General features: G+C 45.3%; 25 protein-coding genes. 8 read left to right on the top strand and 17 right to left on the bottom strand.

The genetic code is table 11. The features are described 5' to 3' along the window. Nucleotides 1–347: 347 nt before the first annotated feature. Complete coding sequence (locus QUA53_RS00320) at nt 348–1,037, bottom strand: class I SAM-dependent methyltransferase (RefSeq protein WP_333094249.1); 690 nt, start codon at nt 1,035–1,037, stop codon at nt 348–350. Nucleotides 1,038–1,367: 330 nt separating this feature from the next. Here QUA53_RS00320 and QUA53_RS00315 point away from each other — a divergent pair, with 330 nt between their 5' ends. After that, complete coding sequence (locus QUA53_RS00315; RefSeq protein WP_333094247.1) at nt 1,368–3,197, top strand: polysaccharide biosynthesis/export family protein; 1,830 nt, start codon at nt 1,368–1,370, stop codon at nt 3,195–3,197. Between the two features lie 55 nt (nt 3,198–3,252). Here QUA53_RS00315 and QUA53_RS00310 read toward each other — a convergent pair whose 3' ends face one another. The 6 genes from QUA53_RS00310 to fraC form a co-directional block, all read right to left on the bottom strand. Continuing rightward, nucleotides 3,253–3,999 (bottom strand): SGNH/GDSL hydrolase family protein, encoded by a 747-nt coding sequence (locus QUA53_RS00310; RefSeq protein ID WP_333094245.1) that lies wholly within the window; start codon nt 3,997–3,999, stop codon nt 3,253–3,255. A 107-nt stretch (nt 4,000–4,106) separates the two neighbouring features. After that, a complete protein-coding gene (gene larE, locus QUA53_RS00305; protein WP_333094242.1) occupies nt 4,107–4,934 on the bottom strand; it encodes an ATP-dependent sacrificial sulfur transferase LarE in 828 nt (275 codons plus the stop codon). 188 nt (nt 4,935–5,122) lie between these two features. Next, a complete protein-coding gene (locus tag QUA53_RS00300; RefSeq protein WP_333094241.1) occupies nt 5,123–5,869 on the bottom strand; it encodes a Uma2 family endonuclease in 747 nt (248 codons plus the stop codon). 161 nt (nt 5,870–6,030) lie between these two features. After that, a complete protein-coding gene (locus QUA53_RS00295; protein ID WP_333094240.1) occupies nt 6,031–6,804 on the bottom strand; it encodes an ABC transporter permease in 774 nt (257 codons plus the stop codon). Nucleotides 6,805–7,001: 197 nt separating this feature from the next. After that, nucleotides 7,002–8,000, bottom strand: a complete 999-nt coding sequence (locus QUA53_RS00290) for a DUF5357 family protein (RefSeq protein WP_333094239.1) — start codon at nt 7,998–8,000, stop codon at nt 7,002–7,004. A gap of 5 nt (nt 8,001–8,005) precedes the next feature. Then, nucleotides 8,006–8,524: a filament integrity protein FraC gene (gene fraC / locus QUA53_RS00285; protein WP_333069349.1), complete on the bottom strand. Its 519-nt coding sequence runs from the start codon at nt 8,522–8,524 to the stop codon at nt 8,006–8,008. A gap of 227 nt (nt 8,525–8,751) precedes the next feature. On the opposite strand from fraC, the gene QUA53_RS00280 reads away from it, so the two are divergent. The 5 genes from QUA53_RS00280 (at nt 8,752) to QUA53_RS00260 (ending at nt 13,236) form a co-directional block, all read left to right on the top strand. Further along, nucleotides 8,752–9,885 carry a cob(I)yrinic acid a,c-diamide adenosyltransferase gene (locus tag QUA53_RS00280; protein ID WP_333039380.1) on the top strand — a complete coding sequence of 378 codons (1,134 nt, stop codon included), beginning with the start codon at nt 8,752–8,754 and terminating at the stop codon, nt 9,883–9,885. Nucleotides 9,886–10,348: 463 nt separating this feature from the next. Next, on the top strand, nt 10,349–12,328 hold the full coding sequence (locus QUA53_RS00275; RefSeq protein WP_333094237.1) for a calcium-binding protein: 1,980 nt from the start codon (nt 10,349–10,351) through the stop codon (nt 12,326–12,328). 24 nt (nt 12,329–12,352) lie between these two features. Continuing rightward, nucleotides 12,353–12,583 (top strand): hypothetical protein, encoded by a 231-nt coding sequence (locus QUA53_RS00270; protein WP_333094235.1) that lies wholly within the window; start codon nt 12,353–12,355, stop codon nt 12,581–12,583. 63 nt (nt 12,584–12,646) lie between these two features. Beyond that, on the top strand, nt 12,647–12,838 hold the full coding sequence (locus QUA53_RS00265) for a DUF6883 domain-containing protein (RefSeq protein ID WP_333094234.1): 192 nt from the start codon (nt 12,647–12,649) through the stop codon (nt 12,836–12,838). Between the two features lie 158 nt (nt 12,839–12,996). After that, on the top strand, nt 12,997–13,236 hold the full coding sequence (locus tag QUA53_RS00260; RefSeq protein ID WP_333094233.1) for a DUF4926 domain-containing protein: 240 nt from the start codon (nt 12,997–12,999) through the stop codon (nt 13,234–13,236). A 297-nt stretch (nt 13,237–13,533) separates the two neighbouring features. Here QUA53_RS00260 and QUA53_RS00255 read toward each other — a convergent pair whose 3' ends face one another. From QUA53_RS00255 to petN, 4 genes are all read right to left on the bottom strand, one after another. Next, nucleotides 13,534–13,722, bottom strand: a complete 189-nt coding sequence (locus QUA53_RS00255) for a CsbD family protein (RefSeq protein WP_015175540.1) — start codon at nt 13,720–13,722, stop codon at nt 13,534–13,536. A gap of 90 nt (nt 13,723–13,812) precedes the next feature. Beyond that, the gene (locus QUA53_RS00250) at nt 13,813–14,049 is read right to left on the bottom strand and encodes a DUF167 domain-containing protein (protein ID WP_333094231.1); all 237 of its coding nucleotides are present in this window, start codon (nt 14,047–14,049) and stop codon (nt 13,813–13,815) included. Continuing rightward, on the bottom strand, nt 14,046–14,645 hold the full coding sequence (locus tag QUA53_RS00245) for a DJ-1/PfpI family protein (RefSeq protein ID WP_333094229.1): 600 nt from the start codon (nt 14,643–14,645) through the stop codon (nt 14,046–14,048). Before QUA53_RS00245 ends, QUA53_RS00250 begins: the two co-directional genes overlap by 4 nt. 90 nt (nt 14,646–14,735) lie before the next feature. Further along, nucleotides 14,736–14,825 carry a cytochrome b6-f complex subunit PetN gene (gene petN / locus QUA53_RS00240; protein ID WP_071883976.1) on the bottom strand — a complete coding sequence of 30 codons (90 nt, stop codon included), beginning with the start codon at nt 14,823–14,825 and terminating at the stop codon, nt 14,736–14,738. A gap of 82 nt (nt 14,826–14,907) precedes the next feature. On the opposite strand from petN, the gene QUA53_RS00235 reads away from it, so the two are divergent. Continuing rightward, nucleotides 14,908–15,387 (top strand): hypothetical protein, encoded by a 480-nt coding sequence (locus QUA53_RS00235; protein WP_333094227.1) that lies wholly within the window; start codon nt 14,908–14,910, stop codon nt 15,385–15,387. Between the two features lie 137 nt (nt 15,388–15,524). Here the strand turns inward: QUA53_RS00235 and QUA53_RS00230 are convergent, their stop codons facing one another. The 6 genes from QUA53_RS00230 to QUA53_RS00205 all read right to left on the bottom strand — a co-directional run bounded on the left by QUA53_RS00230 (nt 15,525) and on the right by QUA53_RS00205 (nt 22,917). Next, nucleotides 15,525–16,199, bottom strand: a complete 675-nt coding sequence (locus tag QUA53_RS00230) for an SDR family oxidoreductase (RefSeq protein WP_333094226.1) — start codon at nt 16,197–16,199, stop codon at nt 15,525–15,527. Between the two features lie 151 nt (nt 16,200–16,350). Then, complete coding sequence (locus QUA53_RS00225; RefSeq protein ID WP_333094224.1) at nt 16,351–16,962, bottom strand: methyltransferase domain-containing protein; 612 nt, start codon at nt 16,960–16,962, stop codon at nt 16,351–16,353. 235 nt (nt 16,963–17,197) lie between these two features. Then, entirely contained in the window at nt 17,198–18,241 is a 1,044-nt protein-coding gene (gene bioB / locus QUA53_RS00220) for a biotin synthase BioB (protein WP_333094222.1), read from the bottom strand. A 17-nt stretch (nt 18,242–18,258) separates the two neighbouring features. After that, entirely contained in the window at nt 18,259–19,563 is a 1,305-nt protein-coding gene (gene bioA / locus QUA53_RS00215; protein WP_333094220.1) for an adenosylmethionine--8-amino-7-oxononanoate transaminase, read from the bottom strand. Nucleotides 19,564–19,783: 220 nt separating this feature from the next. Next, complete coding sequence (locus QUA53_RS00210) at nt 19,784–21,196, bottom strand: adenylate/guanylate cyclase domain-containing protein (protein WP_333094218.1); 1,413 nt, start codon at nt 21,194–21,196, stop codon at nt 19,784–19,786. A 251-nt stretch (nt 21,197–21,447) separates the two neighbouring features. Then, the gene (locus tag QUA53_RS00205) at nt 21,448–22,917 is read right to left on the bottom strand and encodes an adenylate/guanylate cyclase domain-containing protein (protein ID WP_333094216.1); all 1,470 of its coding nucleotides are present in this window, start codon (nt 22,915–22,917) and stop codon (nt 21,448–21,450) included. 304 nt (nt 22,918–23,221) lie between these two features. Between QUA53_RS00205 and QUA53_RS00200 the strand changes: the two genes are divergently transcribed. Continuing rightward, a complete protein-coding gene (locus QUA53_RS00200) occupies nt 23,222–23,971 on the top strand; it encodes a methyltransferase domain-containing protein (RefSeq protein ID WP_333094215.1) in 750 nt (249 codons plus the stop codon). Nucleotides 23,972–23,992 lie beyond the last annotated feature (21 nt).

Here is a 23,992-nt window from a genome sequence, read left to right as displayed (position 1 = left end):
CTTCTAGGTGTAATATCATATCAAAGTTGGGTAATTTGATTTGTTGCGAAGCTATTGATGAGATTTTTTTAACAGCAGAGGCAGGCAGATAGAAGCAGATGGATGGTGGATTTGGTAATGGGTGATGGATGCGCTCGTGTTTTTAAATTTACAGTGGATTTTGTCATGTATTCAAAATCAGGTACGCAAGCGAGCTTGTTCTCAATCTCTTAAAAAAGTCGCAAAATATCTTGAAAGACATCTGCGTTAATCTGCTGTTTTCCGATCGAGGAAAAATTTATAAAATAAGTCTAGTCACCCTATTGCTATTTCATTCCGCGTGGCGCGGACGACAGTTTGTGTAGCCATTACATTCGCCCTCTAACTCGCAGCATCTTATTCCCGCCTTTTTGAAACTCATAAGGAGCCTCTTGAATTTCTACACTAAAACTTCTCTTTTTCAATTCTACGATCGTCGGATTTAAGTGATCGGATTCTTCCCCGCTAAAACTCTGCAATAGAGGGAATACCCGGACTTCCTTCGCAACCCGACACATTTCTATAATCGCTTCGAGATGAAATTCTTCGGAAAGCAGGTGAGAATAAGCAAATAAGAAATGGCTGCACAAAGCTAAATCGAATTGACCGTTCTCGAACGGCAAAACTGGCAGCTCAGCATTCAGGTAGCGGCCTTGCTGCAAGCCTGATGGAAAATCTTCTAAAAATTCCTGCATCGCCTTCATTCGCACTTCGCCTAGCTGGTAGGGCGATTCAAAATTGTTCCACAGGTAGCCGTCTAAATTGGCCTTAACACCGTCAATCACAGTTTGATATGTTTCTTGGATGCGATCGCCAATTTCCACCGCAGTAAACTGATAAACTGGATCGCAAGAAATTACCTTTTTACCTTGGCGAGTCATTTCGGCATTGAAACTTGCCGGGCCGGCGGCACAATCAAGAATGTTTAGCTTGAGGTCACTTGATGTCAAGCTAAACATTCCTATGTATTCATCCAAGCAGCGTCCCCAGGGAATTACTCGGTCGAGTTTTAGTGACACTTGTCTTTGTCCTGCAGAGAGAATTATTTAATATTTTACCTCTAATACGGGCGTTTTTTTTATCCATTTCCTTGGCGGGTTGATTTGTATCCCGAGTTATGTATGAAGAATTTTGCTCAAACGAGATCCTAATCCTGATAACAGTTGGCGGGCTTTACAGTTTCTTTATAAACAAGGTACAAAATAGTTAAGTGCGATCGCACAATTTTTATGCTTCTACCTGTGGATTTTGCAGCGAAGCGAGGCTACACTGGACAGCAGGGAAAATAAACTAAAATCCACTAGCTAAATCGCTCTTGTTCATTGGCAGGCTGCAACCAGGGAAGAAAGATGAAACATACCGTTCAAACCGCTACAAGTCTGAGTTTTTCAGCACTCCTGGTGCTATTGAGTTCGCTGCCCAGTATAGCTCAGTTGCCTGCCATTAGAAATCCTGCTGCCACTCCTAACTCAAACCAACCGATAGTACCGCCGCCGCCACCTCGGGGTGTAAGTTTGCCGCCGATCGGCAATTCTGGTTCGCTGACACCAGAAGCAGCTTATACTTTAGGCCCGGGCGATCGCATTGCTTTAGATATCTTCGGCGTTCCTGAATTCAGCAAGGAATATCAAGTGTTAGTTGACGGGACGCTCAATTTGCCTATCATTCGCAGCGTATCAATTCAAGGGTTGACCCTGCAACAAGCCGCTAATGTAATTACCCAGCGCTACGAACCCTTCATCAATGTTCCCGTTGTTACCGTGACAGTGATCGTCGCTCGCCCCCTAAATATAGGTCTTGCGGGTGAAGTTACTCGCCCGGGTTCCTACAAGATTAATCCCACTAGAGAAGGAGGAGGAGTAAAATTCCCGACTTTGATGGAAATGCTGCAACTTGCACAAGGGGTGACATCAGCAGGAGATATGCGAAATGTCCAAATTCGTCGTCCCCGCAGAGGCGGGCCGGAGCAAGTTACTAATGTTGATTTGCAGGATTTTTTAGACACGGGAAATTTGCGTCAAGATGTCACCATTCGAGATGGAGATACAATTTTTGTACCGACAGCAAGGGCTCTGAATACTCAAGAAGTTCGTCAAAGAGCCAGTGCTAATTTTTCCGCTGATATTACTAAACCAATTGGGGTGGTAATTGTCGGGGAAGTAAACCGGCCGGGGCCTTATACTGTATTTGCTTCGGATGTGCGATCGAGCAACCAACAAACCGAGTTGAGTTTTGTATCTATCGACCAACAGCAAGGAGCCGTTGTAGGCTTACCCACAATAACTAGAGCACTGAAAATTGCTGGTGGTATCACTACAGAAGCTGACATTCGCCGCGTGCAAATCCGCCGCCGAGTCAGAGGTGGCAATGAACAAACTATCATGGTAAATCTGTGGGATTTGCTGCAAAAAGGCGACGCCACTCAAGATATTTTGCTGCAAGAAGGAGATAGCGTAATTATCCCGACAGCAGCTACTGTAGACTTGGCTGAAGTTTCTCAAGTCGCAAATAGCAGTTTTTCTCCGAACGCGATTAGCATCAATATTGTAGGAGAAGTAATTAGGCCTGGCGCTTTGCAGGTGCGGCCTAGTACCTCCCTTCACCAAGCTTTGCTCACCGCAGGCAGTTTCAATCAATTACGAGCTAAAAAAGACAAGGTAGAACTCTTGCGTTTGAACCCCAACGGTACTGTTTCTCGCCGCACGATAGAGGTAGATTTTGCTCAAGGGTTGAATCCTAATAATAACCCCACTCTCCGCAACGACGATGTGATTCTGGTAGCGCGATCGGGCTATGCTAGGGTAGGAGACAATATTAACAGTTTCTTGCAGCCAATAACAGGAGTTGCAAGTGGGATCAGCGCTGTTAGTGGCGTTCTTACTGGGTTTCAAGCAACTATCAACGCTTTTCAAAACTTATTTTTGGGAGGGGATTTCGAGCGGCGAAATCAGCTCAGACAGATTCGCCAACAAGATGCAGACAGACAAGAGCAACGTGAAGACAGACAGCTACAAAGAGAGCTAGACCGTCAAGATAGACTACAGCAAGCAGAAGACAGAAGACTGCAACTTGAAGACAGACAGCGGCAAATAGATATTGAAAATCAGCGACTTCAGATTCAAAATCAACAACTTCAGCTTCAGCAGCAGCAGCCACAACAAATTCAGTCTACTCCTTAGACATGATAATTAAGCCCACCTAAAAAACAGAATACCCAGATACCCGACTTCTTGTTTAAGAAATCGGGTATCTAACAGACCAATCGAAAGATGTGCGCGTTTCTGAGGGAGAATTCAAAATATTTAACAAAACTTTCCTGTATATATCTAAACCTTTAGGATTGAGGTGAACGCCGTCAATTGTTAAATCTTCATTCAGAGCTTTTTCTTTAAACAACGCTTGTATATCGCTAGATTCCACGGTCACATTTTCGTCGGCGGCTACTTTATTGATGAGAACATTGATTTCGTCAACTCTGGCAATTGTTCCGGCAAATTTAGGATTGTAGCTGGCGGCAAGAGTTGAGTAAAAAGCAGGAATCAGAATAATTTGTTTTGTTCCGATCGATCGCATCACGGCGATCGCCTCTTTTAAATTACTAACAAACTGCTCATCGCTAATGCCGTACATAGCATCATTTGTGCCGATCGCCACAATCGCTTTTTCGCAGGTAAACCGAAGCGGCACTACAAGTTTAAGCTGTTCTAGCAGCGAGACTGAACTCATCCCTCCGATCGCAAAATTAAAATTTTCTGCTCCCAAAGAGTCTCCCAGAGCCGAGGAAATAGAATCGCCCCACACACACCCTTGATATTGCCGATCTTTAATTTGTTGTACCTGATTGTACACAGCAACTTGCCACCACAGTGCAGAACTAACTGTATCACCCGAAGGTTGCGGGTTAGCTAACACCCGAAAGGGGATATACGCCGATAAAAACAAAGCCAACAGGACGGAAAATAACCTAAATTTAACTTTCATAAAACTTGCTAATTTTGCTGCTAGTTTAGTTTATGCTATTCCTTTGACCAACAGTCAGGATTTATGCAAATTTAGCGAAATTGCGCTCCTCTTTTCATGATAATTAATCAATCTTTCGCCCCCAACAACTCCTGCTGCAAAACCTGATTTAATTTGCCGCTGCGAAACCCCTCCAAATCCAAAGTCGCGTACATAAAACCAAACTCCTGAAACACCGCAACCAAAGCAGGCAAATCCGTATTTAGCACAAACTCCCGAATCTCCTCTGCCGGTAACTCAATGCGCGCCGTATCTCCCTCCGATCTCACTCGCAAATTTTTCAGTCCCAACTGGCGCAAATACCGTTCAGCGCGCCCCACTCTTTGCAACTTTCTAACGGTGATTTCTTCACCGTAAGGAAAGCGCGAACTCAAACAAGGTTGAGCGGGTTTGTCCCACCAAGGCAAACCCAATTCTTTTGCCAACTGCCGCACTTCAAATTTAGTGATTCCTACTTCTGCTAAGGGCGATCGCGCACCGCGTTCCTTGGCCGCCTGAATTCCGGGACGGTAATCCTTTAAATCGTCAGCATTAACCCCATCTACCACATAAGGATAACCCTTTGCTAGTGCTAGGGGTTTCAAAGTATCGTGCAGTTCGCTTTTGCAGAAATAGCAGCGGTTAACCGGGTTAGAAGTGTAATTGGGATTTGCCATTTCCTGAGTTTCTACTTCCTCGTGGGCAATCCCAATTTCTGCTGCTTGAATGCGCGCATCTTCTAAATCTTCTGGCAGTAAAGACGGGGAAACTGCCGTCACTGCCAAAGCGCGATCGCCCAACACATCAAAAGCGATTTTGGCTACCAAAGTGCTGTCAATTCCGCCGGAGTAGGCAATCAAAGCCCGTTCCATCTGTGCGAAAATATCTTTTAATTGTTCTAGTTTTTGTATTAACATAATTTCACCTTTTTTTACGAACATATAAGTAAGAAAGCAAACTCAATAAAGAAGAATGAAGAAAGCATATATCGAGCGGGTTCCTTTCTTCCCTCGAACCACTTCTTTCTTCCGACGGACATCGACTTCTAATGCTATTCTGGATCGATACCGAGGGCTGCCAATCGAGCCAAAAGTTCTTGATTTCGCTATCTTTCCTGTTCCAGCAGCGTCTCGGCTAACTCTTTGTCTTGCTGTCGGCGATCGGCTCGCTGGCGTTCATCTTCTGCCCGCTGGCGTTCCTTTTCTGCCCTTTCTTTCGGCCACAAAAGCAGTTCTCCTTCAGCATTCCACCAACGCAGCCAATATCCCGTTCTACCTTCGCGAGTTCCCTGCGACACACCCAAAAATAGATTTAATCCAGGTATTAAATAACGGCCGTTTTCATCAGGATTTTGATTGTCATAACGCTCTGATTCAAGCGCATAAACTTCTATTCTGCCTGTCTGCGGTCGAAAAATGACATAGCGAGGAACTTTGATTACTTGTTCGCAAAAAAAACACTTGCCGATTTCTTCTGTGTGTTCGACAGAGTATTCGTCGCCGTAAGTAGCTAATAGAAATTCCATCACTACAAAAGGGACAGTTCCTTCGGTATGAGGGGTGTAACTGCGGCGGGGATAGTTGTGAGGCCAAGGTTGAACCGGCTGCACGTACATCCAGTCTGGGGCTTTGCAAATAGTGTGATCGTCCACAGCAGCACACAAACCAAAATTAGAAACTATTAGTGCGTCTTGCATTAGTTCCGGGGAATCCATTACATACTGGCGCAAACCCTTAGAGATTAAAGGATGTTCTATATTTTCCACGGGGTCGTCTGGTAGGATGAAATCCTCGGGTAGCAGCGGCCAAGTAATCTTGAGCTGCGATATCGGTTTGTGAATTACAGTATTCATAAGTCACCTCATTTTACCACTAAAATTTTGAGTTTTAGTCGAGATTGGCTATCAATAACCTTTTCTATATCTTAGCGCGCTAATTTGATAATAAAATTGTTTGTAGTAATGACGAAAATCCTCACTACAAACAGTTACCCTGAAAGTGCCGACTGCGAGTTTTAAAATTCCCGGCGGGAAAATATGGCGATCGCAATTGACAACAGCAGCACCACATACAGCAAACCGTAGCCAGCATCTGTAATCAAACCTGCCAAGTAAGGAACTTGTCCGTAAACAGCATCGTTTCTCAAATTGAATCTGGCTAAATCCGGCAATACCAGATATAGTCCCATCATCAGTTGTTCAATACCAGGATTTTTAGTTAACTTGCCCAAAGCAACTAAATCCCGCGTCGAATGTCCCATTAAATAAACGCCAAATGTCAGTAAAGTTGCCAGCAGCGAACTGCTAAAAACCCCAAATAAAATCCCGACACCGGCCATGAGACACAGTTCAAACCAGACAAACAACGAAGCGATTAAAATGCTTTCCAAAGGGAAAGGAATGTGGCTCAAACTCAGAATAGCCAGATAGATAACAGTCATTGCTGCTACAAGCACCGCCAGCACCGCCGACAGCCCTAAGTGCTTGCCCACAATTAACTCCGCCCGACTTATCGGTTTAGCAACTAACAGATAAACAGTCCGTTTTTCAATTTCTTTGTTGACCAGTCCGGTAGCCACAAAGACTGTGGCAATTAGACCGAGGAGGCTCATAGCAGCCAAACCGATATCTAAGATAATTTTCTTTTCGGTTGTCGCCGCCAATTCCGGTATCAACCGTACCGATGCGCCCATCAACAGAGCAAAAATAATAATTAAGTAAAGGATGCGGTCGCGAATTACTTCCCAAAATACATTGGTCGCGACTGTCAAGATTCTTCTCAAATTCATCTAGTTATTAACCCGCTGAAAACTTTCGCCATACTTTAGTGTCAGGAAGAAGGAAGAAGGAAGAAAGCTCTTCGGCTTCGCTCAGATTAAAAAGAAGGAAGAGGGAAGAGGGAAGAAAGAGGATTTTTTCCATCTCCGACTCTCAGACTCTTTCACTCTCCCGCTATACCAATCGCAATTAGTTAACAGAGACAGAATCAAACTTGACTGTCCCCCGCCGTTCCATCTTTTCGCTGTCCGGGTTGAGAGCGTTTGATGGCACCGCAGGTTACAGTCGCTCTATTGGCTACGGCGAACACCTCGCAAGATTTGGTAAACGAATATATTTCCGGTCTAAAAACCAATCCCAGCCAAGTTGCCTGCATCTCTAACTGATAGCGGGACTCTCCTTGGACGATCGAAGTTTTGACATCCCACCTCGCATCTTCTGCGACTACCCCTGTTGTTTTTAAGGCTTGATTCCGCAGAAAAAATCGCTCGTTGTCAATATCTATTAACATTTGCTCTACTTGCGCCCACGGTTTTGTGCGGGCTTCATTTCGCAAATATCCCTCCATTGCATTGAGGATGACAACTCCTCGAGAGCGATTAATAGTTGGCTGTTGAAATGTCACCACATAATCGCTTTGCCTCAAATCCTGGGATAAAACGCTAGGGTACTGTCGTATCCAACCCTGAATTAAAAAGTGAAAAGCAAACCAACAGGAAAACAGCAGGTGAACTAGAGTAATGATCAAAAACTGAGGGCGCACCAACGACCTGATACCTTCCCGTTTTGACTCGCTATTCCAAACCTCTATTGTAGCAAGAACTACTACTGCTATCAGTGGGCCGGATATCCACGCTATTTCCTTCCTATCCGACGGCAATCTTACCAGCAACCACAAGCCAATTAAGATGCTTGTCACCCACGGACTCAGACTTACTCCTTTAATAACAAAAGGTTGCTGACTGGTCAGCAAACCCATTGAAAGTGTAAAAAATAACCAGCTCATATCAAAAAGCAGAGTTCTCGTCCGCCAGTCAGTGACTGCCGCCACTGTCAGCAAAGCTAAAAAGATGCTGAGTAGTAAAGGAGTCTTCCAATGAACAACCTTAGGCGGAATCATCGCCTTTTGGATTTTTTTATTGGTTTCCCAAAGGTTGTTCGTCAGTTTAGTGAGTTGCTGAGTGACATCAAAAAATTGCTTCATCATAAATTTTAATAGACGCTTTGCAAAAACAACACGGTTAAAATAACGACATTGCTAACAATGTGGGCGATTAAAATTCCGCCAAACTGGGTAGTTACTTGAAAAGTTCTTTTGGGAGCACGGCGGGTGAGGCTCGGCGGTCCTAAAAATGCTGGCTTGGAAGCTTTTTTATTGCCGGAAACCATGTTTTCTATGAATTCTAATCCCTGCCATTTAGCTAGAAAAGTTACTGCTAATACTGAGAGTGCTATCATAGTTATTGGAGCGTAAACATTATCCCCACGTCCTAATAAAATATAACCGATAAGCTGTTCCCGCAATTCTTTGCTAAGAACGCTTTCAATGCCGAAGAAAACTAACCAGCCTACGCAAGTGCAAGATAGATTGAGGATGGCTGTATATTCAATGCTGGTTTTGGGGCCGAGTTTAAGTAGTTTTTGCAAAAACCACGATTCGATCGCGATCGCCAAAAACATAATTAAAATTTGCACCAAAACAGTCCGAAATGGGAAAACACTCGCAATCATAAGCCTTTAGGTATATCAGTCCGTGTTAGATTTTAATTGTACAGCACAAGCGGAATAATCTTAACCGGAGGTTTAAGCACCTGATTGCGTTAAATCGTGGCTTAAAAGATTGGGGGTTAGAACTTATCGTATAATCTGTTGAGATCCGCCAAAAGAATGGAAAAATTAAACCTTCAAGGCGCGCGATCGAATACCCACCCCGATACAGACTCAAACAACTGCTGATTATGGTAAGGAATGGCATTGGTATTCGGACAGCCTCATCCCGATCGGAACGTGCCGCGGGTCAGATTCACGTCTACGACGGCGCTGGTAAAGGCAAGTCTCAGGCAGCTTTGGGAGTAGTGTTGCGGTCGATCGGGCTGGGTATCAATTCTGACTCGCCCACGCGAGTTTTGTTGCTGCGCTTTCTCAAAGGCCCCGGCCGCTCCTACGACGAAGACGGAGCAATAGAAGCCTTGCAACGGGCATTTCCGCACTTGATCGACCAAGTGCGAACCGGCAGAGCCGAATATTTTGGGGCCGAAGCAATCACCCGCTTCGATCGCGCGGAAGCTCAGCGAGGCTGGGATATCGCCAAAGGAGCGATCGCCAGCGAGCTCTATTCCGTCGTGGTACTAGACGAACTAAACCCCGTATTGGACTTGGGTTTGCTGCCAGTTGACGAAGTAGTCCAAACCCTCAAAAACAAACCAGAGTATTTAGAAGTAATCGCCACAGGCCGAGCGGCCCCGGAAGCTTTGCTGGAGATTGCCGACTTACACTCAGAAATGAAGCCCCACTATCACCCCGCAGCGGCAGAGCATCATATTTCGGGTATCGAAATATACACCGGAGCGGGCAAAGGCAAGTCTACAAGCGCTTTGGGCAAAGCTTTGCAGGCAATAGGTAGGGGTATCAGTCAAGACCAATCTCACCGGGTGTTAATCGTGCAGTGGCTAAAAGGCGGCACCGGTTATACAGAAGATGCGGCGATCGCAGCTTTGCGCCAAAGCTATCCACAGCTAGTAGACCACCAGCGGTGCGGCCGAGATGCTATAGTTTGGCGGGGGCAACAGCAAGAGCTAGACTGCATAGAAGCAGAACGCGGTTGGGAAATCGCCAAATGTGCGATCGCCAGCGGCTGGTACAAAACGATTATTCTCGACGAACTCAATCCCACAGTAGACTTAGAACTGCTGCCGGTAGAGCCGATCGTCGAAGCTCTGCTACGCAAGCCGCGGGATACAGAAATTATTATCACCGGGCGTTGCCACAAACCCCATGCTTACTTTGACTTGGCAAGCGTACACTCCGAGGTATACTGTCACAAACACTACGGCGATCGGGGCGTAGAACTAAAGCGGGGCGTAGACTTTTAAAGCCCGGAGCGGTACGCAGTTCAATCCGGGTCAGAATTATTAAATGACGACCCTGCCTGGAAAACCGGAAATTGCCACAAAGCCTTGTTACCAAGTAACAAATCTCCCAATTTCCCTTGTCTTCCCGATCACCCAGATCTGCCTTTTTTAATCTTTAATTTCCTCCCCCGGACGCGATCCCCGACCGCCAATCCAGAGTGGAACATTAAGAATATGAGCCGCGTCTTATGGAGCGTGAGCACCTGAGACAGTGCACCAGGATTATTAAAGGGTGAAGACTTTGAAAATAAAAGCTTACAAGCAAAAAAACCGCGAGGGAGAAAGTCTAGACAGGGTTAACGCCAGTAGGCTAGACTTGCGGCTGGCAAACAGGTTAAACTACAGCGGAATCCAAACATTCGGTGTTCTAGGCAGTGTCTGTAGTCGCACCAGCGATGACCAACAAGTAGAGGAGTGAAGCTTTATGACAACGTTAGATGACAATCCTAATCAACTAGATTTAAACCTTCCGGGACTAGGCCCGGATACAGTATTCGCCGGAGCTGGGGCGGATTTCGTTAGAACTTCCACCCTGGGCGGCAGCTTAATATTTGGCCAAGGCGATAACGATACTCTGATTTCAGTTGGCCCGAACGATACTCTATACGGCGGCGACGACGAAGATTCAATCAGATCTCAGCGCACTCCGGCTTTGCTGTTTGGCGACGCAGGCTCGGACACCATAGTCGCTGAAGCCCGCGCTACCGTGGCCGGCGGTTTGGGAGAAGACATCCTCCAAGGTACTGTCGAAGCTAACCTGATGTTTGGTAATCAGGGCGCAGATACGATTCTGGGAGGGGCGCAGAGAGGAGATTCCCTCTACGGCGGTAAGGACAATGACGCGATCGGCTTCTTCATTGCAGGCGGTGGCAACAACCTTTCTTTACAGGGTGGCTTGGGTATTGGCTTCGCTGGCAATGAAGGCAGCAACTACTTGCGGGGTGATAATGGCGACGACTTGGTTGTAGGTATCAATGTAAGAGACACTCTCTTTGGCGGTAAAGGCAACGACACCCTAAGAGGTGTGGCCAGCAACAGCTACCTGTCGGGCGATCTTGACGACGACATCTTAGTGATTACCAACAGTACGCAAAGCAGCCCATTTACTTCCTCCGTCATCACGATCGGAATTGAGAGAACCACCTTGATTGGTGGTGGCGGCAACGATTCTCTCACCGGGGCGATCGGCGAGTTTGGCGGCGGCAGAAACTTCTTTGAGGGCGGCGACGGCAACGACACGATCAACGTTTTTGCTACTTCGGATACTGCGTTGGGAGGTGCAGGCGACGACTTCATCGTGTCGGCGTCGGTGCCGAATGTAATTTCGAGCGTAGGCGCCTCCAGTTCATTCCCAGGCTTCGCGGGTCGCAACTTGCTCGACGGCGGAGTAGGCAATGACACGATCGTCGCTGCCTTCTCCAGCGATACGATGATTGGCGGCGAAGGCAACGACAGCCTGAGCGGTACCTTTACTAACGCAGCCGGTGGAGATGGCAACGATACTATCAATGCTACCGCTGCCTTTTTTGGTAATGCTACTGGTACTGCTTTGATTACTCTCGAAGGCGGGCTAGGCAACGATCTGTTAATTGGCTACACCAATCCTACTGGCAGCTTCACCGTTACCAACCTCATGAACGGTGGCGAGGGAAGTGACACCATCATCTTTGGCAGCCAGCGCGATCGCGTGATTGGCAACTTTGCGGGTAACGACTTCATCTCCTACGCTAGCAGCATCACCTTTACTGGCACAGCCGCCAACTTGATTAGCGATACCTTAGGCAGCAACTTCATTATTGGTGGCAACGGCACTGATGTGGTCACTACTGGTAACGGGGATGACATCCTGTTCGGCGACTCATCCAATGCTACCGACTCCCTCGGAGGAGCTGGGGACGATACCTTAAATGCCGGTGCCGGAAACGACACCATGCTGGGCGGCTTTGGTAACGACTATTTGATCGGCGGCGACGGTAACGACTCTCTCGGAGGCGGGCCGGGTGCTGACACGCTGATTGGTGGCAGTGGCAATGACAGCTTCTACTACAACAACTTCGGCGAAGGCGCAGTGGGTACAAACACAGACCAAATCGGCGATTTTACGATCGGTCAAGACAAGTTTATCTTCCAACTCAATGGCTCCAACGGCTTCCCCAACTTGAGGGTAGTGCCAAATACGAATCGAATTTCTTCGCAGGCCTTCTTGGCGGTTGAGAGTGGGTCTTACAACAGCAGTTTTGGTCCAGCCGGGGCAGGCCCGACAGAGCCGTTCGTCTTTTATGAAAATTCAACTGGACGACTAGGATTTGACTCTGACGGTTTTGGTGGTTCTGACCGAGGCGTTACACTGGCAATTCTGAATGGCAGACCTGGCATTACGGCTGCTGACATTACCCTGATTTAATTTGGGTAAAAGTGGATCGGGTCGATGCTGAAACATCGCCCGCGCCAACTCTCAAAACTAATTGTGGTATGTTTCGAGCTGGGGATATCCATCCCTGGCTTTTTTATTGGCATTGGGAATTGGGCATCGGGGATTGGGCATTGGGCTTTGGGCATGGAAAGGAAGGGCAGATTCACCGATCGATCCATTTTGCCACGCATCAATAATGTTGACAAACCAGCCACCCAACTCAAAGACGATATAATTGACATTTGAGTAAAAGTCGATTATCGTAGCAGACTAATATTCTATTTTGTTATTCAAAAACAGTTATTAATAGTGAAACTGTCCAATGGTCATCTAACAGATTTAGGCAATAAAATAGAATTATATTCTTTAAATCATAATCATCAAGAAGGAAAAAATAAAGCTATTTTGTTTGCCAGTAAGTTAGGCATTACCATAAAAAATGCTGAAATGCTCAAACAGGCTTTAAAAGAAGCTGCTATCAACGAAGATGTTGTTATTTAAAAAAACAATGAATACGGAACACGTTACCACATGAAATTATTGCTAAAAACCGAAGTAGGTAGGTGAATCTCTGATTCTAGCAGCTTTAATCGTCCGCGCAGGTAAAATTTTACCCAGATTAACAAGTTGTTATTCCGTCAAAAAGTGAGGTAAAAACAATGAAAATAATTAAAGACATTAATATTGTTGATTTAACTGAAGATTTAGAAGCAACCCATTTTGAAAAAAAACAAATCATTAAATTATATAAAGGAGAAGTAGGAACAGTCGTGGTGGAATTTGATGGCAGTGCTTTTGAGGTAGAATTTTCTCATCAAGGTGGCACAACTTATGGAAGGAAAACAGTTCCCGCCACAAAATTAATGCTTTTGTATTATGAATTACTAGAAAATTACTAGAATCTGTAGGGGCGGTTCTCCGATGAATTTTGCCACGCACCAATAATGTTGATAAACCCGCCCCCACCCAACAAATAACCCCGATTAAGCATCGTCGCCCAAGCATTAAATTCAATTAATTCTGAATTTTGGGCTGGGGGGAGGCGGGTTTATGAGATGGTTAGTTTTGGGCAATTATGGTTGGTAAAACCTGGCCCAAGATATTGGTACAAATGATTGAGGCTCATAAAAAAAAAATCCCGCAAACATATTGTTTGCGGGATTTAGTAGGCAGGAAACTTGTAGCGAATACTGTTACTAAGCTCGGTCTACAATCTCTTTGGCTTTATCTTTGAGGTCTTCTTTCAGGTGAATTGCTGATGCTTCATCTTGCTTGGCTTGACCTTCTAATTTATCTTTCTGATTGCCTGTAACTTCGCTAACAGCTTCTTGGATTTTGCCTTCAATATTCTTTGCTGTTGCTTCGACTCTATTTTCAATGCTCATAATTTTATATTCTAACTCGACAACTATAATATATACTTTTAAAGCTGAGTCTATATCCCTCTTTAGATAGATTTGTTATTACCCTTATTTCTAAGTTAAAGGTTCGATTGGAATTTCCACAAGTTTATTTCTGGAGGAAAAACCGGATTTAATGCCGATCGCAGATTTCGGCACTTTAAACTTTTTCGCCAACAGCATGATTAATTCTTGGTTGGCTTTACCATCAACGGGCGGGGATTTGAGATGTATTGTGAGGCTGCCGTCGGGTTGTTCTGCGATGCTTTGCTGTTTGGAATTCGGTTTAACTTTGACTGTGAAAATACTCACACTTCGACTTTCTCTAAATGTTCTATCTTCGTTCCCAAAACTTTCAGGAATTCAGCCAGCCAGTTAGGATGTGCTGGCCACGCGGGGGCGGTGACTAAATTGCCATCGACTACGGCTTCGGTAACTGGAACTTCTGTATATTTGCCGCCTGCCCGGAGTACGTCGGGGCTGCAAGCGGGGTATGCGGTGCAGCGTTTGCCTTCGAGTACGCCGGCTGCTGTTAGAACCTGTAAGCCGTGACAAATAGATGCGATCGGCTTTTTGCTGTTGGCAAAGTAGCGGGTAATTTGCAGCACTTGTTCGTTGAGGCGGATGTATTCTGGGGCGCGTCCTCCGGGGATAATCAAAGCGTCGTAGTCGGCCGGGTTGATTTCGTCAAAAGTCGCGTTTAAAGTGAAGTTGTGACCGGGTTTTTCGCTGTAGGTTTGATCGCCTTCAAAGTCGTGAATTGCGGTGCGAACTGTTTGACCTGCCACTTTGTCCGGGCAGACGGCGTGGACGGTGTGACCTACCATTTGCAGTGCTTGGAAGGGAACCATTACTTCGTAGTCTTCTACAAAGTCGCCGACTAACATTAAGATTTTTTTGGCTGTCATGTTTCCAACTCCTGTTATTTTGATTGTGTTAAATAGGATTAAAAAAATGCGGGGCAGTTAAAAAGCTTGCCCCGCAAGCTATTGTGGAATCTAGAAACCGTTGCGTCCCCAAATGACCATTGAAATTGAGAAGGAGAACAGAACTAGCACCGAAACCCAACCGAGTGACAAAATATCCATAGCTATTTATTGAACAAACTGTACAAAGTGACTCCAAACCTTATGATAAGTCAATTTGAGCCATTTTTGAAATGAGGGCGCTGTGAAGGACTCGTCAAATTTTAGTGCGGCTGAACGGGTAGAATCTTTGAAGGCAGGGAGTGTTGCTGCTTTGTCTTGTTTGCTTAGTTTTGGGGCGATCGCCCTTGGTAATAGCTTAATTCTAGCGGATAGGTTCGATTCTCTGGCGAGTTTGCAGGTAAGGGAAATTGACCTAAATTTTGCGTTCAGAGGGACGATCGCACTTTTGGGCGGTTTTTTGTTCGGGGTGACTTACCGCTATGCGATTCGCCGAGATGTTAACCCGCAGCTTAAATCGGGCGCGGTGTTGGCTTTTGGGTTGGTGCGGGCTTTTGGACAGTTGGATGCTGGATTGTCGTTTGATGCCGGGAAGATGCCCGCACTACAGGAGTTATTGCCGTTTGCGGTTCGCGGTGTCGAGAGTGTGGTATTGTTTGCGATCGCGGGTTTGGTTTTGGATTGGGCGATAGGGCGATCGTGGATTAAGCCCTTTGATTCTTGAGTGCAAAATCTTGCAGCATTTTTAGGAACAGGCAAGATGCCTGTTCCACAAAATTTCAATTTTATTGTGGGGTGGGCTTCTAGCCCGCCCAAAACATACAATTTAGCGAAACAGCTTATTTTGCGCTAAACCGGCCCCTAAAGATTTAACACCTCAAATTCTGGATTGCCGTAAACCATCTGTTTATCTACCGCCGACAAAACTTTATTGTTAGCAGCATCAGAAACTAAACACTGACCAACTAGCTGCGCTACATCTGCCCGATGAATCGTTCCAGAAACTCGACAATCTTCTGTTAAAATACCGTTGCCGGTTGCAGGTTCCGATTTAAGTCCACCGGGACGAATCACTGTATAAATCATCCCGCTTGCTATCAAATGATTTTCGGCTTTTTCCTTTTCAATTAAAACCGGGCGCAAAGTTTCTAAAGCTTGGGGTGGCAAAGCGCCGGCACTATTACCGCTGCCGATGGATGAGACTAAAAGAAATTTTTGCACGCCTGCTTTTGCAGCCGCATCAATCAAGTTTTTGTTGCCCAAATAATCGGATATTTCTCTATCTTTTGGCAAGCTGCCAATTGTGCTGATTACTGCATGAATTGGCTCACCGCCAGCCATGGCCACTTCCATAGCGGCAGCATCCAAAGCATCGCCAGTGACGACTTTGATGCCCATTGCTTCTAATTCGGTGCTATTTGCGGGCGATCGCAAAAGTGCAGTTACTTGCATCTTTTGTTCTACCAACAACTTCGCGATTTCCAGGCCTACGCCTCGGCTAGCACCCGCTAAAAAAATGTGGGATTTGTCTGTCATGTTAATTATGTTTTAAGTTGTGCATAAATTGGATGTTTTGACTGGGAACAGTATACAACAATCCTCTGTAAATGTTTGAATTAGTTTTTTTAACCGCAGAGGAAGAGAGGGCAATGATTCGCAATTACCTATTGCCAATTTCCAATTTACGTTAGATTTTTTTGCCCACCATTACTACCCAAGATTGAGCTTCGCGTGGTAAGCCGGGGGGGCGGTAGTAGTGATTTACAATTTCAAATCCCGCTCGTTCTAAACAAGGGGCTAAAGTATGATATTCCCATCCGGCAGTATAGCGTTTTCCCGTTGGTCGCTCGTCGTATCCCTCCCAATTTCCCCGGCACATTGACATGACAATTGCACCGTTAAGAACTAAGGCTTTGTGCAAATCTTGCAGCACTTTCACCATCTCGTTGCTGGGAACGTGAATCAGGGAAGCATTGGCAAAAATACCGTCAAATTCTGCATTTGGCAAGTCGAGATTCAGAAAAGATTGCTGCCAAACTTCGCATCCCGATAACTTCTTAGCTATTTCTACAAAAGCTGGAGTTGCATCTAAGCCTACAACTGTGTGTCCTTGGCTCTTGAAGGCTACTAAATCTCGTCCCGGCCCGCATCCTATATCGAGTATTTTACCGGGATTGCGGGGCATAGCAGCCGTCAGTGCGGATCGATTTTGGGATACGTCGTGATGCCAAGTTCCTTCTCGGAAAGATTCGGCAGTTAGCTGGTATTCTGCGATCGTAATTTCTTCGCGTTTGTCCACAATTTCCCCCTCTTGTATTATTTTAGATTTTAGATTTTAGATTTTAGATTGAAGAAGGTCAACGGTAGAATAAGGGTTTCTGGCTACAATCTAAGAACTTAAGGCTGACGCATTTGCTATCTCAGAAACCCGGTTTCTATCCGCCCATGCGTAAGCGTGAAGTAGAGATATTGGGTAGGGACACGGCACTGCCGTGTCCTACTCTATTTCATTCGATTGAAAACTACTATAATAGTTAAACAACCAGGGTTTTTTGTTCCGATTTGGTAACTGCTGAATCAACTTCTAAGAGAGAACCTTCAGGGGATTCGATCGCAAATCCCGCATCTCGAATCATGTCCCAATCTTGATGGGCAGCTTGTCCGGGAGTTGTCAGATAATCGCCAACAAAGATAGAATTAGCGGGGTAGAGTCCGAGAGGTTGCAGCGATCGCAAATGCACCTCCCGTCCCCCAGCAATCCGAATTTCTTGACTGGGAAGCAAAAATCGGAACAAACAGAGAATTCGCAAACATTGGCGGGGAGTTAACCTGTTCACATCTGCAAATGGCGTGCCGGGAATCGGAATGAAAAAGTTGACCGGGACGCTAGTAACCCCCAACTTGCGAAGCGAAAGCGCTAAATCGATCGCATCATCATCCGATTCGCCCATCCCCAAAATGCCGCCGGAACAAGTTGTGATTCCCGCTGCTTTTACGTGTTCGACGGTTTCAACCCGATCGCCAAAAGTGTGAGTCGTGCAAATGTCCGAGTGATATGATTCGGAAGTATTGAGATTGTGATTTACGCGATCGACTCCAGCTTTAGCCAGCCGATGAGTTTGCTCCTCGCTCAACAATCCCAAACAAGCACAGATTTTCAGGTTATAATTTGCCTTCACAGTCTCGACAGCATCCAAAACGCGATCAAAAGTAGATGCGCTAGGTTGGCGGCCCGAAATCACCAAACAAAACGTACCAGCTTTTAACTCTGCTGCGCGTTGCGCGGCATCCAGAATTTTCTCCTTAGCTAAAAGCGGATATTTCTCAATTTCCGCAGTCGAAATTTTTGACTGAGAACAATAATGGCAATCTTCAGGACAAAGGCCACTTTGAGCGTTTAACAAATAGTGCAGCCTGACTCGGTTTCCCCAGTAGTGGCGGCGCACCCGATAAGCTGCGTTTAGTTGTTCCAGCAAAACCTCATCCGGTGCGCGCAATACGGCTAAAGATTGCTCGCGAGAGATACATTTGCCCGCCAGTGCGTCGTCAGCCAAATCGTTCCAATTGGGTAAATTCATTACTAAAGTTAAAGGGTTTACAGAGTATCCAAAACCTGACGAATCACCCGATAAATCGATTCTAGTTCATCAGGAGAAATGCAGTAAGGAGGCATCAAGTAAAGCGTATTTCCCAAGGGGCGGAGCAAAAACCCCGCTTCGAGAAATCTGGCTTTCAAAACTGAACCGATGTCATTAAAATAACCGGAAACGCTTTCGGTTTTTACATCCATGGCTGCGATGGTGCCGCAAGCCCGAATCCGTTCGAGTTTAGGATGATTTCTCAGCCATTGATTCAGATATTTGTGGTGGAGTTTTTCCATCCCTTGATACACATTTGGGTTTTGCTCCAAAAGCTCCAAGGATGCTACACTCACCGCACAAGCTAAGGGATTTCCAGTGTAAGAATGACTGTGAAAAAAAGCTTTGTCCGGTTCATCTCGCCAGAAAGCTTGATAAATATCCTCCGATGCCATTGTGACAGCAATTGGCAAACAGCCGCCAGACAATCCTTTAGACAAACACAGGATATCTGGTGAAGTTGCAGATTTAACAGAGGCAAACAGTTCGCCCGTGCGACCAAAACCAGTCATTACTTCATCGTAAATCAACAATACATTAAACTGGCGGGCAAGTTGTGCGATCGCCTGCAAAAACTCAGGGCGGCACATTCGCATTCCCCCGGCACCTTGCACCAAAGGTTCGATAAAAATTCCCGCATAGCCGCCCTGCTTTAACAAAAACTCCAATTTCTCTAAACTCGTGGCCTCCTTGCTTTCCACCTCCTCATCGCCGTCAAAAGTCGCAGGAAAAGGAACAACATCCCCAGCAAACATTAAAGGTGCAAAAGATTCCCACCACAGCGAACTTCTACCAGCAGACATCGCGCCCACAGTATCGCCGTGATAACCTCCCTCAAAACTAATAAAGCTAGTACGGTTAGTTTCTCCGAGATTGCGCCAATATTGAAATGCCATTTTCAGAGCAACTTCAACAGCAGTCGATCCGTTGTCAGAAAAGAAAATCCGCGTTAAAGAAGCAGGCGTATGAGTTAGCAATTTACTCGCAAGTTTCTGGGCCGGTTCGTGAGTAAACCCCGCGAAGATTACGTGTTCTAACTTTTGAGCTTGTTCATAAAGAGCCTCCGCGAGAACCGGATGGCTGTGGCCGTGAACAGTCACCCACCAACTAGAAATACAGTCGAGAATTTGTCGCCCGTCTGCTAATTCCAGCACCGATCCTTTGCCGCGAATTACCTTCAGTGGCGGGGCCGCCGTTTTCATTTGCGTGAAGGGCTGCCAAATCGGTGAAGTAGAAGAATTCGGTTCCTGATCCGCCGTCATTTTTACCCATCTAACTAATATCAACTCCCATTTTAATATAACAAAGTTAACTCACTTGGCAACTCTTTATATTCTCTTCTCTTTTCTTCTCTTCTCTTCCTTCGCATCCTTAGCGTCTTCGCGGTTCGTTCAAAAAAAATATAGTTTGGTGGCGAGGGCGCCTGCCCTGCAACGTCAGCCACCATACCACGTATTCGCGGGCGATGGTTAAAATTGTCAGTTACAATTTTCTGCCTTTGAGCAAATAAGTCGTCATAGAGCCTTTGCCTTTAACATTAATTTTACCGCGCTTTTCCAACAAATACTTATCGCACAGCAACTCATAAGTTGAGTTGCTAACTTGAATTTTACCCGGAAGTCCCTGAGATTCCATGCGGCTTGCTGTATTCACAGCATCTCCCCACAAATCGTAAATAAACTTTTTAGTGCCGATGACACCGGCTACAACAGGCCCCGTATTAATGCCAATGCGGATATTGAGAGGTTTACCACATTCGTCGCGGAATTTCATAATTTCTTGCTGCATTTCTAGAGCCATTTCTGCAATAGATTCGGCGTGATTTGTACAGGGAAGCGGCAAACCGCCTGCTACCATATAATTGTCACCGATAGTCTTAATTTTTTCTAAGCCGTATTGTTCGCTTAAGCAATCGAAAGCTGAAAATATTTTGTTAAGTAATTCTACTAATTCTTCAGGAGATGTGCGCGAAGATATGTCGGTAAAGCCCACAATATCAGCAAACAAAATCGTAACCTCGGCAAATCCGTCCGCAATATTTATCTGACCTTGTTTTAGGCGATCGGCAATCATGACAGGTAATATATTTAGTAATAAACGTTCCGACTTTTCTTGTTCGGTGCGTAATACTTCTTCAGCTTGTTTCCGCTGTGCAATTTCCTTGTATACTCGGTGAAACATTTGATTGAATGCGACCATGAGTTCTCCCAACTCGTCATCGCGCTTGACAGAGAGAGAGTAGAAATCAGGTTTTTCTTGATCTTTGCTCAAAGCGTCTCCAGCAGCGATCAAGTCATCGCGCAATCTCAAGAGAGGTGAAATTACTGTCACCCCTAAAAAAAACATAGTCACCGAAGTGACAAAGGCTGATATAATGATGACTAGAACCGCAATCCGCCCGATAAATGCGTAGAGTTCCGGTTGAACGGTGGAAGCATCGTGGCGAACAATTAAGATGTAATCGCCTCCAAAATGTCGCTCAGTCCAAGCAATATCGTAGCGCTTACCATCGAAATTGTGACTGTGAACTATACGAGCTTTTTTTAGTTTATCTAAACTGATTTCTGGCGGTTCGCCAAGTGTATATATTAGTTCACTGTTAGCTTGGTAAATAGATAGTCCTAACACTACTTGAGAATCCTTAATAATATTTTTTACTTCTTCTTGCAAGAAAGTGCGATCGGAAATATCTTGTTGGAGCAAAAACTCTAGGGAATCAACAGTCGCCCGAGATACCTGTTCCAGTTGGCTTAAAAGTTCATTTTCTCGCCGAAAATAAGAGGGAACTAAAATAATTCCCTCTATGACAAGAATACTAGCAAATACCCACAAAGCTATTTGCCTAGACAAGCGAGATTGGAAAAATTTCAAGAATGATAAAATCCGCGATAACATAAAACTTACTATTTTGCAAATGGCTAATGTAGGACATAAGAAAATAAACCCGGTTTCTCGTAATAAATTTTTGGTTTGTCAACGAAGCAACCGCGCAGAAACCGGGTTCTCACATCCCCTCTGTAATTCCTGTAATTGTCAGCAGTCAAAAGCCAGCAGGCATTAACTGTTAGTTCTTGGCTAACGGTTAACAACTAATGACTGATGACTTCGGACTAACTAGCATACCCCTTCATAATATAATAAACAAATTAAACCGGAACTGCGCTGACTAGCCTGCCTGCAAGCAGATAAGTATTCATATCGCCCTTGCCTTTGATGTGGATAATTCCTCTGTCTTCAAACAGATACTTATTTCTCAAAATATCGTAAGTTGATTGTGTGACTTGAATCGCGCCGGCAATTCCGTGGGATTCCATGCGGGCTGCTGTATTGACGGCATCGCCCCAGAGGTCGTAAATAAATTTTTTAGTGCCAATAACCCCAGCAATTGCCGGCCCGGTATTGATGCCGATGCGAATGTTAATTCCTGCATGATGTTTGGCATTAAATTTTGCTAATTCCTCCTGCATACCTAAAGCCATTTCCGCAATGCTTTCGGCGTGGTTGGTGCTGGGATTTGGCAAACCTCCCACTACCATGTAAGCATCTCCAATTGTTTTGATTTTTTCCAAGCCGTACTTTTCCGTTAAGCTATCGAAGGCTGAAAAAATTTCGTTTAGAAACTTGAGCAGTTCTTCAGGAGATATTTGTGCAGAAAGCACGGTAAAGCCTACGATATCCGCAAACAAAATCGTGACTTCTGCGAAGCCGTCAGCAATACTGCTGTGACCATCTTTTAGCTTAGCAGCAATGGATTCGGGTAAAATATTGAGCAGCAGGCGATCGCTCTTTTCCTGTTCTTTCAGCAATTCTACATTAGTTTCTTGCAATTGTGCCGTGCGTTCCCTGACGCGCTGTTCTAATTGTTTAGCATTTTGGCGCAACCTGCTGATAGATAAAGTTAATCCTGTGACCCCTAAAAGTGAAAGTCCTACTAACAGTAAAAACAGGTTTTTAAGTTCACTTTGAGTATGTTGAGTGATGGTATCGAGAGGTTGAGTAATTTCTAATATCCCCCGCACATCTCCCACTTTCCAATCAGTTTTAGGACTGTCACGGTGAGTATTGTGACAGTTCACGCAGCTAGAACTTAGAATATCTGCCTCGGCATATCGAAAGGCGGGTTTGCCGCGAACATCATCAACGCGGAAAAATTTTTCTGTCGGATTTTGCGTCAAATACGTAATAGCTTGCCGTTCAAACTCGTCTCGGACTCCGCCTTCTTTTTGCCGCCAGGGAAACGGGTAGTTGCTGTAGAGACGAAGTGATACTTCGGGATTTTTTTTTGTGATATGGTTGCCTAGTTCTATTAAGAAACTGGCTGGTACGGGAACTGTTACTTTTGTCGGGTTGTAGTCGTGGGTAAAGTTAATTGCTTCAGCGGTGTTGAGAGGACTAACAACATCGGAACTGTAAAGGGTGCGGGCTTCTTTAACTGCTTGGGCATAGAGGGTGGCATTTTGGAGAGCTTGCGATTCGATTAGGGTGGAGGAAAGACGAGACATATTTGCCATCGCTACTCCTACACCTACACAAAATAAAATTGTCACCGCAAGCAGAATTCGCTTGTAAATTAATTGGCTGATGGCAGCCCGAATTCGATAAATCAACTGGGGCATGGTATCCTCACGTGTGAGGTTTAATCTTGATTGGAATTTATGCACTACTAACATAACACTGCTTTCTCAGACTGTTTTGCTGGCGTCCGGGGTAAAGCAAGACTCTCTGAGTGCAACCGAGGGTTAATTATTGTTTACCGCGAGTGTTTCGCTTATCCGTAAGAATACCCATAACTTTATAGGGATTTTCTGTTGAGTGAAGTACAGATGCTCGGTTAAGGACATGGCAGTGCCGTGTCTCTACTTCACGCACTTTTTGCTTTATCTCGGTTAGGATAGCAATTGTAGTCTATGGTTGGCGATCGTGAATTCTGACTCTACTGTCTCACCTACTAACAAGGAAATTTTTCCGGGAGAAGTTTTCGTTAATACTGCTGATTTTGATACGGGCATTCGGCGACTTTTACCTAAATATGACGAAATGCTGGATGTATTAGCCGGCTGCATTGCTAACACAAACAACCGCATTTTAGAACTCGGCTGCGGTACCGGAGAACTCACTGTAAAAGTTCTTAAACGCTACCCATTTGCGGAAATAGTTGCTGTCGATTACTCGCCGCGGATGCTTGATTTTGCCCGCGCCAAAATAGAGTCGGCAGGATACGCAGCTCGGTGGACTGGCATAGAAATGGATTTTGGAGAATGGGCGAACAATCCAAATTCATCAGGCTTAGCTGATAAATTCAATGCTTGCATTTCCTCTCTGGCAATTCACCATATTGAGGATGAGATGAAGTTGAAATTGTTTCAACGGATTCGCAAAAGTTTAAATGCTGGTGGCTGTTTTTGGAATGCCGATCCTCTTTTAGCAGAATCAGCAGCAATGAAAGATATTTATCAAGCGGCGCGAGAAGATTGGGCGCTAAGTCAGGGGGAAACCTTAGCACAAATTCGCGCAAAGGTGGGAACGAGTGTCTCTTACGGGTATTCTAATCCCGATCGCCTAGCTACACTTTCGGCCCAGTTGGAAATGCTTGTCTCATCTGGATTTGACACTGTTGCAGTGCCTTGGAAATACTACGGTATGGCGGTGTTTGGGGGATTTATTAATTGAAAAAACCAGCTTTGCTATGTA

This window comes from Microcoleus sp. Pol12B3, assembly GCF_036701355.1.
Taxonomy (GTDB): Bacteria; Cyanobacteriota; Cyanobacteriia; order Cyanobacteriales; family Microcoleaceae; genus Microcoleus.
The sequence above is the reverse complement of the archived record's forward strand: the minus strand, read 5'-3'. Positions and strand labels throughout refer to the sequence as shown.

Excerpts from the sequence above, each read along its gene's own strand:
- QUA53_RS00315 (WP_333094247.1), top strand. The coding sequence starts at position 1,368 with ATGAAACATACCGTTCAAACCGCTACAAGTCTGAGTTTTTCAGCACTC.
- QUA53_RS00310 (WP_333094245.1), bottom strand. The coding sequence starts at position 3,999 with ATGAAAGTTAAATTTAGGTTATTTTCCGTCCTGTTGGCTTTGTTTTTA.
- larE (WP_333094242.1), bottom strand. The coding sequence starts at position 4,934 with ATGTTAATACAAAAACTAGAACAATTAAAAGATATTTTCGCACAGATG.
- QUA53_RS00300 (WP_333094241.1), bottom strand. The coding sequence starts at position 5,869 with ATGAATACTGTAATTCACAAACCGATATCGCAGCTCAAGATTACTTGG.
- QUA53_RS00295 (WP_333094240.1), bottom strand. The coding sequence starts at position 6,804 with ATGAATTTGAGAAGAATCTTGACAGTCGCGACCAATGTATTTTGGGAA.
- QUA53_RS00290 (WP_333094239.1), bottom strand. The coding sequence starts at position 8,000 with ATGATGAAGCAATTTTTTGATGTCACTCAGCAACTCACTAAACTGACG.
- fraC (WP_333069349.1), bottom strand. The coding sequence starts at position 8,524 with ATGATTGCGAGTGTTTTCCCATTTCGGACTGTTTTGGTGCAAATTTTA.
- QUA53_RS00280 (WP_333039380.1), top strand. The coding sequence starts at position 8,752 with ATGGTAAGGAATGGCATTGGTATTCGGACAGCCTCATCCCGATCGGAA.
- QUA53_RS00275 (WP_333094237.1), top strand. The coding sequence starts at position 10,349 with ATGACAACGTTAGATGACAATCCTAATCAACTAGATTTAAACCTTCCG.
- QUA53_RS00270 (WP_333094235.1), top strand. The coding sequence starts at position 12,353 with ATGCTGAAACATCGCCCGCGCCAACTCTCAAAACTAATTGTGGTATGT.
- QUA53_RS00260 (WP_333094233.1), top strand. The coding sequence starts at position 12,997 with ATGAAAATAATTAAAGACATTAATATTGTTGATTTAACTGAAGATTTA.
- QUA53_RS00255 (WP_015175540.1), bottom strand. The coding sequence starts at position 13,722 with ATGAGCATTGAAAATAGAGTCGAAGCAACAGCAAAGAATATTGAAGGC.
- QUA53_RS00245 (WP_333094229.1), bottom strand. The coding sequence starts at position 14,645 with ATGACAGCCAAAAAAATCTTAATGTTAGTCGGCGACTTTGTAGAAGAC.
- petN (WP_071883976.1), bottom strand. The coding sequence starts at position 14,825 with ATGGATATTTTGTCACTCGGTTGGGTTTCGGTGCTAGTTCTGTTCTCC.
- QUA53_RS00230 (WP_333094226.1), bottom strand. The coding sequence starts at position 16,199 with ATGACAGACAAATCCCACATTTTTTTAGCGGGTGCTAGCCGAGGCGTA.
- bioB (WP_333094222.1), bottom strand. The coding sequence starts at position 18,241 with ATGAATTTACCCAATTGGAACGATTTGGCTGACGACGCACTGGCGGGC.
- bioA (WP_333094220.1), bottom strand. The coding sequence starts at position 19,563 with ATGACGGCGGATCAGGAACCGAATTCTTCTACTTCACCGATTTGGCAG.
- QUA53_RS00210 (WP_333094218.1), bottom strand. The coding sequence starts at position 21,196 with ATGTTATCGCGGATTTTATCATTCTTGAAATTTTTCCAATCTCGCTTG.
- QUA53_RS00205 (WP_333094216.1), bottom strand. The coding sequence starts at position 22,917 with ATGCCCCAGTTGATTTATCGAATTCGGGCTGCCATCAGCCAATTAATT.